Annotated in this window: 12 protein-coding genes; all 12 read left to right on the plus strand. The window is 27.1% G+C overall.

From position 1 onward, the window contains the following. Positions 1 to 149: 149 nt before the first annotated feature. The gene (locus J7G74_RS07315) at positions 150 to 821 is read left to right on the plus strand and encodes an NUDIX hydrolase (RefSeq protein WP_330616455.1); all 672 of its coding nucleotides are present in this window, start codon (positions 150 to 152) and stop codon (positions 819 to 821) included. 144 nt (positions 822 to 965) lie between these two features. Further along, entirely contained in the window at positions 966 to 1,226 is a 261-nt protein-coding gene (locus J7G74_RS07320; RefSeq protein ID WP_297133587.1) for a hypothetical protein, read from the plus strand. After that, a complete protein-coding gene (locus J7G74_RS07325; protein ID WP_297133588.1) occupies positions 1,226 to 1,540 on the plus strand; it encodes a hypothetical protein in 315 nt (104 codons plus the stop codon). Before J7G74_RS07320 ends, J7G74_RS07325 begins: the two co-directional genes overlap by 1 nt. A 281-nt stretch (positions 1,541 to 1,821) precedes the next feature. Beyond that, complete coding sequence (locus J7G74_RS07330) at positions 1,822 to 2,013, plus strand: transcription initiation factor TFIIIB (RefSeq protein WP_297133590.1); 192 nt, start codon at positions 1,822 to 1,824, stop codon at positions 2,011 to 2,013. Between the two features lie 86 nt (positions 2,014 to 2,099). After that, on the plus strand, positions 2,100 to 2,240 hold the full coding sequence (locus J7G74_RS07335) for a hypothetical protein (RefSeq protein ID WP_297133591.1): 141 nt from the start codon (positions 2,100 to 2,102) through the stop codon (positions 2,238 to 2,240). Positions 2,241 to 2,473: 233 nt separating this feature from the next. Continuing rightward, positions 2,474 to 2,827 carry a YrvL family regulatory protein gene (locus tag J7G74_RS07340; protein ID WP_443081647.1) on the plus strand — a complete coding sequence of 118 codons (354 nt, stop codon included), beginning with the start codon at positions 2,474 to 2,476 and terminating at the stop codon, positions 2,825 to 2,827. A 158-nt stretch (positions 2,828 to 2,985) separates the two neighbouring features. Then, positions 2,986 to 3,408 carry a hypothetical protein gene (locus J7G74_RS07345; protein ID WP_297133594.1) on the plus strand — a complete coding sequence of 141 codons (423 nt, stop codon included), beginning with the start codon at positions 2,986 to 2,988 and terminating at the stop codon, positions 3,406 to 3,408. Between the two features lie 286 nt (positions 3,409 to 3,694). After that, complete coding sequence (locus J7G74_RS07350; RefSeq protein WP_297133597.1) at positions 3,695 to 4,024, plus strand: hypothetical protein; 330 nt, start codon at positions 3,695 to 3,697, stop codon at positions 4,022 to 4,024. A 176-nt stretch (positions 4,025 to 4,200) separates the two neighbouring features. Beyond that, positions 4,201 to 4,791 (plus strand): class I SAM-dependent methyltransferase, encoded by a 591-nt coding sequence (locus J7G74_RS07355; RefSeq protein WP_297133599.1) that lies wholly within the window; start codon positions 4,201 to 4,203, stop codon positions 4,789 to 4,791. 54 nt (positions 4,792 to 4,845) lie between these two features. Then, positions 4,846 to 5,364, plus strand: coding sequence for an ECF transporter S component (locus J7G74_RS07360; protein ID WP_297133602.1), 519 nt, complete (start codon positions 4,846 to 4,848; stop codon positions 5,362 to 5,364). Positions 5,365 to 5,863: 499 nt separating this feature from the next. Further along, the gene (locus tag J7G74_RS07365; protein WP_297133605.1) at positions 5,864 to 6,670 is read left to right on the plus strand and encodes a class I SAM-dependent methyltransferase; all 807 of its coding nucleotides are present in this window, start codon (positions 5,864 to 5,866) and stop codon (positions 6,668 to 6,670) included. A 7-nt stretch (positions 6,671 to 6,677) separates the two neighbouring features. Then, on the plus strand, positions 6,678 to 7,292 hold a 615-nt coding region (locus J7G74_RS07370; RefSeq protein ID WP_330616456.1), incomplete at its 3' end, for an ABC transporter permease.

The raw sequence follows: 7,292 nt of genomic DNA on the forward strand, positions 1-7,292 counted from the left end.
GAGGTCTAGTACTTGGACATGGATTTTTGTGGATGGATTTAATAAGCTATACTATAGGGATTATAATTGCTGTAATAATAGATAAAGTTTTAAGTTATGCTAAATCTAATGAATAGTTAAATTGAATATATAAAATGGGGAGGGATAATGTGGACGGTATAGAGCAACAATTAGAATACATATCAAGTTCAAAGGATAATGTTTTTTTAAAAGAACCTTGGTTAAAATGGGCTATTGAGATACAAAGTATTGCACAATGTGGATTATCATATACAAAAGATTTATATGATAAAGAACGCTATGAGCAATTGAGGAATATTGCATGTGAAATGTTAAGTTATAAAACAGATATCCCTGCGAATAAAATAAAAGATTTATTTTGTAATGAAGAAGGATATCAAACACCTAAGTTAGATACCAGAGCAGTAATTTTTAAAGATGAAAAAATATTGTTAGTACATGAGAAAAATGGTTCTTGGTCATTACCTGGTGGATGGGTAGATGTTTTAGAATCAATAGAATCAAACACTATAAAGGAAGTAAAAGAGGAGTCAGGACTTGATGTTATTGCTAAAAGAATTATAGCTATTCAGGATAGAAATAAACATAATGTGCCAGTATATCCATATGGTGTATGTAAAGTTTTTGTTGAATGTGAAGTTATTGGTGGTCAATTTATTGAAAATATAGAAACTACAGAAATAGAATATTTTTCAATTGATAATTTACCTACTCTTTGTGAAGCAAAAAATAGTATTGAGCAAATAGAAATGTGTTTTAAATCTAAAGATAATAAGAATTGGCAGGTTATCTTTGATTAAATAGTATTATAGTAGAATCTAACAAATCAATTTATGATGTTCACCAAAACACCTGTTTTAACGGACATGTTGTTAAGATCTAAGTTTTGATAATAATTAAACTAACAATTGTTATAATTTATAATATTTAATGGGAGATAAAAGATGAAGAAAACTATAATACTTCTTGGGATTATATTGTCAATAATATTTGTAACGGAATGTTCTAACAATAGTGACAGAGTTGGAAATACTGATGATGAAATATTAGAATACTTACATAAAGACTTTATGACTAATATAGGAAATGATAATCTAACTATTGTAGATACTATTTATATAGATAACTCTAAAATAGTAGGATTTTTATCTGATACAGGTCAAGGATATTTTGTATATGAAAAAATAAAAAAGGTGATTATATAATGACTGGTAATATGGCAAAAGGTATTACATCTAGTGGTTTAGGTGTTACTAATTTTGTAGCTAGGTATAATCTTAACAATGGGCTAGAAAATAGTGACTATGCATATATTGTAATATCAAATGGAGATATTGTCTCAAATGTAGAAATTTCAATAAATGGACATATTTTTAATGAATCTATGGAAATTGGTAAACCTTCTATGATTTTACTAAATGATGTTATGCCTAAAAGTGAATATAAAGATGGAGTAAGCGTTGATTTTAGATATTTTGATATAAACAACAATGAATTGAAAAATGATGAGGAATACTAAGAAAAACTAAAGGAGTATGAAAATGGATAGTTTTAATATATTTGGATTTATAGCAATGATATCTTCATTAATATTAATTATAATTTTAATAAGATTACTAATAAAAAGATTTTCCAATAACTCGAACTTAAAATAGAAATAAGCTTTGGTTTTAAAGTTAATATAATTTAGGGTGACAACGTGAAAATAGGATTAAGAAGACCTAGTATCAAAAAATCATTTAAAACAAGTACTTTTGTGTTCTAGAAGAGTTTATTATGTATAAATGATGGGGGAGTTCAATGATAAAAAACAATATATGCCCAAAATGTGGATGTAGAGAAATAGGTCAAGGAAAACAAGTAGCAGGAGCTAAAATGCAACCAATAGGTAAATTAGGTATGTCGTTTGGTTCAAATATAATAGCAGATATATGTACAGAGTGTGGATATATTATAGAAATGAGAGTTGAAAAGCCTCATAAATTTAAATAAAGATTTAGATTACAATAGTTATATAATACGAAGTAACGGCACGTTTGATATTATATAGATAAATAGGAATTTGTAGGGGGGAAGATATGAAAAATAAAAATATAAGTTATGTAGGATTAGGTCTATGCTTAGGTGTTGTTTTGGGTTTAGTGTTTGATAATTTAGCTATTGGAGCAGGTATTGGTTTAGCTATTGGAGTAGGATTAGATAGTGTGAAAAATAAATAAAAGTAAATTCCAATTTGTAGAGTAGATTTGGTAAATAATTTTAATATATTGCGATGAATAGTTACAGGAGCATACGATTCTAATTTTTTAGTACAGCATGACATCAACTTTATAAACCTATATAAAATTATTAAAATCTAACAATTAAATTAATTTTATTAACATAGGAGGTAATAATAATAAACAGACTAAAGAAAATATTAGAACCGATTATAGGTTATAGCATTGTAGCCATAATTTTAATAGCGATTATTTCTATTATTGCCATATTGGGAGGAGGGATAATGGGACTGTTTGGTTTTGAGTATACTTCTGTGAAGAGTATTATTATATTTTTTGCTATAGTAGCTATAGTAGGATTTCCAATAGAAATCCTTGCATTATCCTTTCCGAAAGTATTGTTATCACTTGATAAAATCACTATAAAATTAGCAAAGGTGCTATTCGTTATATTAGACACAATATCAACAATGTTTACAATGTCTTTAGTTGATTATTTTATGGAAAGTGTATCAGCATCAGATATGTCTATATTTATGATATCATTTATAATCGCACTTTCATCAATGGAAAATTTAAATGAATAATTATATTTTATCGATTAGATTTAATAGAAAATATTAATACATTGCGAACTAAGAGATTAGTAATCTAAATTAACTATAGTTTAATGATAAATAAAAAATTTATATTAAAGAGAAATCAGTAATTATATGGCTATTATTTAAAATAGAGGATAACTTAAATGAACATAATTTTTGAGATGTTGTGGGTTATAGTTGTAGCAATTGGAATAATTTGTTCAATTATAATAGGATTAAAATATGTATATAAATATATTGTAAAAAAATTAAAAATAAAATCAGTGCGAAAAAGCAAAGTAAGAGTAGTTGTTAAAGGTAAGTATTATTCTCCAGGTTCAGGTCCTAAAGTTCCACGTGTAGGAGTGAGCATAGAATCTGATTCATATAGACTTGAGGTTGTTTACAATAAACAATTATATGTATTACATAATAAGCAAGTTTTTGAGTCTGTAAATACAGGGGATACCTTCGAAATGAATTTAGTAGAAGAAGTTGATAAAAATGAAAATATAATTGATTCATATCTAGAAGTTATCTCAACAAAATATAAGCAAAAAGTCTATACTAACAGATATTCTAACTAATAATAAAATTTGAAACATATTTAAATATTTATTATTAGCCATATCAATTATAAGTACTATTAAAGTACTATATTTATATGAACTAAAACGCATATTTTATGGGATTATAGTTATTTTATTTTGGATATCAATGATATTAAAAGATAAATCATCGGATAAAAATAAAGTTGCATCAATCGTATATTATAGTTCTGCTGTAATAATAGTAGCTTCTAATATTCTTGAATCATTTTTCGGACTAAGTATTTAAAAATCTAATGTATTTACCAGAAAAGGGGGAAAATAAATGGAAAATTTGTGGGGAATTATAATAGCTACAGTTTTATCATCAGCAACTTTTAGCTTTTTATTTTATATTTTAAACTACAGGATATGTGGTATATTTGAGCCAATACAAAGGGATCTTGAGAAACTAAGTAATACAAGTAGACGTATTTTAAGTTTTGCAGGTTATGTCTTGGTAATTTTAATAACTGCTTTTTTGAAAGTTAGTTTAGGAATTAGTAGTCTTATATGCGGTTTAATTTTAGGATTTCTAGGAACTATAATAGATACGTGCTTTAGAAATAATATTATAGAAATTATTACGAAAAAAAATAATGAACAATATTATTAAATTGCTAATCGGAAATCTAATTCATTAAGGAGATAAAAGTATGCATTATATAATATCCTCATTTTTGTTGATAAAAAATACTAAGAATGCTACAATTTTCTTAATAAAATATACATAATAAGACCATGAAGGTTTTAACCTTTGTGGTCTTTTTTGTACAAAAATAGGAGGGGGATATGAGTCAAGTAGATTTTTTTAATTCTATAGCAAAAGACTGGGACAATATAATCGAGGTTAATGAGGGTAAAATCAATTATTTACTAAGTAAATTAAACATTAAAGAAGACGACACTATTTTGGATATAGGTACAGGAACAGGAGTTTTAATACCATTTCTAACCAAGTTATCACCTAATGGATTAATCAAAGGAGTTGATATTTCTAAGGGGATGTTAGACATTGCTAGGGACAAGTTTAAACATATAAGTAATGTGCAATTTGAACTATGTGATGTTGAAAATGATAATTTGTTGGACAAGTATGATAAGATAATTCTTTATTCTATGTATCCTCATTTGGAAAATAAAACAAGAACAATTGTAAATCTTGTAGAACATAATCTGAAAGAACATGGAATTTTAATGATTGCCCATTCTAGTAGTAGAGAGTTTTTAAATAATATGCACAAGCGTACTGATGATAGTGTAAGTGACTCACTACTAATGGAAGTCAATGAGCAAAGAGATATATTTATAAATGTTGGGTTAAATGTAATTGAAGCATTTGAAAGCGATGAAATGTACTATGTTGTAATACAAAAAGATTAATGTTTAGTAATTTTAATATTAATATTATAGTTAGTAATTAGGGGGATTTATATTATGAAAACTAAGAAGTTGGTTTTATCTGGATTTTTTATAGCATGTGGACTTGTTTTACCTATGGCATTTCATATGTTTAATATGGGAGGATCTGTTTTCCTACCGATGCATATACCTGTTTTAATTGCAGGATATTTCTTAGGTCCTATGTATGGGGCTGCTGTTGGAGTAGTTATCCCTATTGTAAGTGGTTTATTAACTGGTATGCCACCGCTAATTCCTGTAATGCCTATTATGGCTTTTGAACTTTGTGGATATGGATTATTTACTGGATTAATATTTGATAAAACTAAGAAAATATATTTATCTCTTATTTTAGCTATGGTGGCAGGAAGATTATTAGCCATAGTTGGAGCATTTATTGTTTCATTAACTTTAGCGCCTCAAGTAAATCCAATAGCTTATGTTGTAGGTGGATTATCTACTGCTATACCAGGAATGATAATTCAATTAATATTTATACCAATGTTGATTAAGTTATTACTTAAAAATAAAGAAATATCTAGAGTTCTAGCTTAAAATTTAAATAAATAAGTCAACTTTCATTTGAAGTGGTGTTTATTTGTAGTAAGTAAGCACCATTTTTTACATACAAGAAATTTATGTTGAGTTTATAGTTATGGAAAACTTCTAGATCGAAGTATTATCAATATTTTTGAGAAGTTGTAAAAAAGTAAATTTTGAGCAACGGGCAAAGCCGTTGGCGACATGAAGTGGATCGCCCACGCAGTGGCTTAAGCGAAGAGAATTTTTTATGTTATAAACTTTCAAAAATATAAAAAAATTAAATATTTAAATAAAATTTTATATTGACGTATATTGTAAAAATAACTACCATGATACTTAGATAGCGATTAAGTATTAATATATAATGAAGAAGAATTCTATTGAAATAGAAGATGAGAGCCCAAACTCTATTGCCATGAAGGTATAAATAAAATATATCTATATGGTTATAGAGTTTTTTTGTGTAAAAATAGAGGGATAAATATGAATATTAAACAATAGGGGGAATTTTATGTTAAATCAAGAATGTAAGGTTGATGAAATTGTAAGGGGATTACAAAAATATTGGAATTACAGAGCACCATCATATTCACAAAGTAATATAGAGGAGTTAAATAATTTCAAAAGAGATGCATGGTTAAAAATTCTTTTAAGCAATGCACCGAAGAAAGAAAAATTAAGAGTTCTTGATGTGGGGGTAGGTCCAGGATTTTTCTCCATATTAATGTCTTTAGTTGGTCATGAAGTTACTGCAGTAGATGTAAGTAGCGAGATGATAGAAAAAGCAAAAGAAAATGCTAAGGAATATGATGTAAATATAAATTTTGTGCAAGTGGATGGTATAAATCTACCATTTGAAGATAAAAGTTTTGATTTTATAATTTCTAGAAATGTTCTTTGGAATTTGGAATATCCAAAGGAGGCTCTGAAAGAGTGGAAGAGGTTATTAGATGATGATGGTCATGTTGTATATTTTGATGCTAATTGGTATTTGCATTTGTTTGATGAAGATCAAAATGAAAGAGTTAATGAAGATATGAAAAATGCAGAAACTTTATTTAATGAAAGTATGGAAAACAAAGAAGTGCTAAAAAACTACTATAAAGAAACTAAAAGTAAAGAAATTTTGGAGTTAGAACGAATAGCAAAGAAATTAGTTTTATCAAAAGAGCTTAGACCAGCTTGGGATGTAAATGCACTTAAAGAATGTGGATACAATTTTATAAAAGTAGAAGAAGATATGGGAAGATATGTTTGGGACGAAAAAGAAAAAGTAGAAAATAAATCAAGACCACTATTTATGGTAGTAGCAAAATAATTTGGGGGTGGTATATATTAGAAAATATATTGTCAGAAGACTTCTTCAACTTATACCAATATTGATAGGAATTACATTATTATCATTTGCTTTAATGCAAAGTTCAAAAACTGATGCTGTAGATTTATTATATCAAAATGCAGGTAATGTAGCATCACAAGAAGTAAAAGAAGAAATGAGAAAAGAGCTAGGATTAGATAAACCATTTTTAGTTCAATATGCAACTTGGTTAGGAAATATACTTAAAGGTGATATGGGGATGTCTTATGTAATGAAGAAGCCTGTATTTACAGAGTTTATGAAAAGATTGCCAAATACAATAGCACTTACAATAAGTTCTATTTTAGTAACATTTATTGTGTCTGTGCCTCTTGGAATATTATCAGCAGTAAAGCAAAATAAATTCACAGACTATGTAATAAGATTTTTCAGCTTTGTTGGAAATTCACTTCCAGGATTTTTTCTTTCTTTAATGTTAATTTATGTCTTTTCTTTAAAATTAGATTTACTTCCAGTAATGGGTAACAATGGTTTCAAAAGTTTAGTTTTGCCAACATTAACTTTAGCAATTTCCATGTCTGCAAAATATACAAGACAAATTAGAGCAACTGTATTAGAAGAA

Origin of the sequence: Terrisporobacter sp., from assembly GCF_017888745.1 — a bacterium.
Taxonomy (GTDB): Bacteria; Bacillota; Clostridia; order Peptostreptococcales; family Peptostreptococcaceae; genus Terrisporobacter.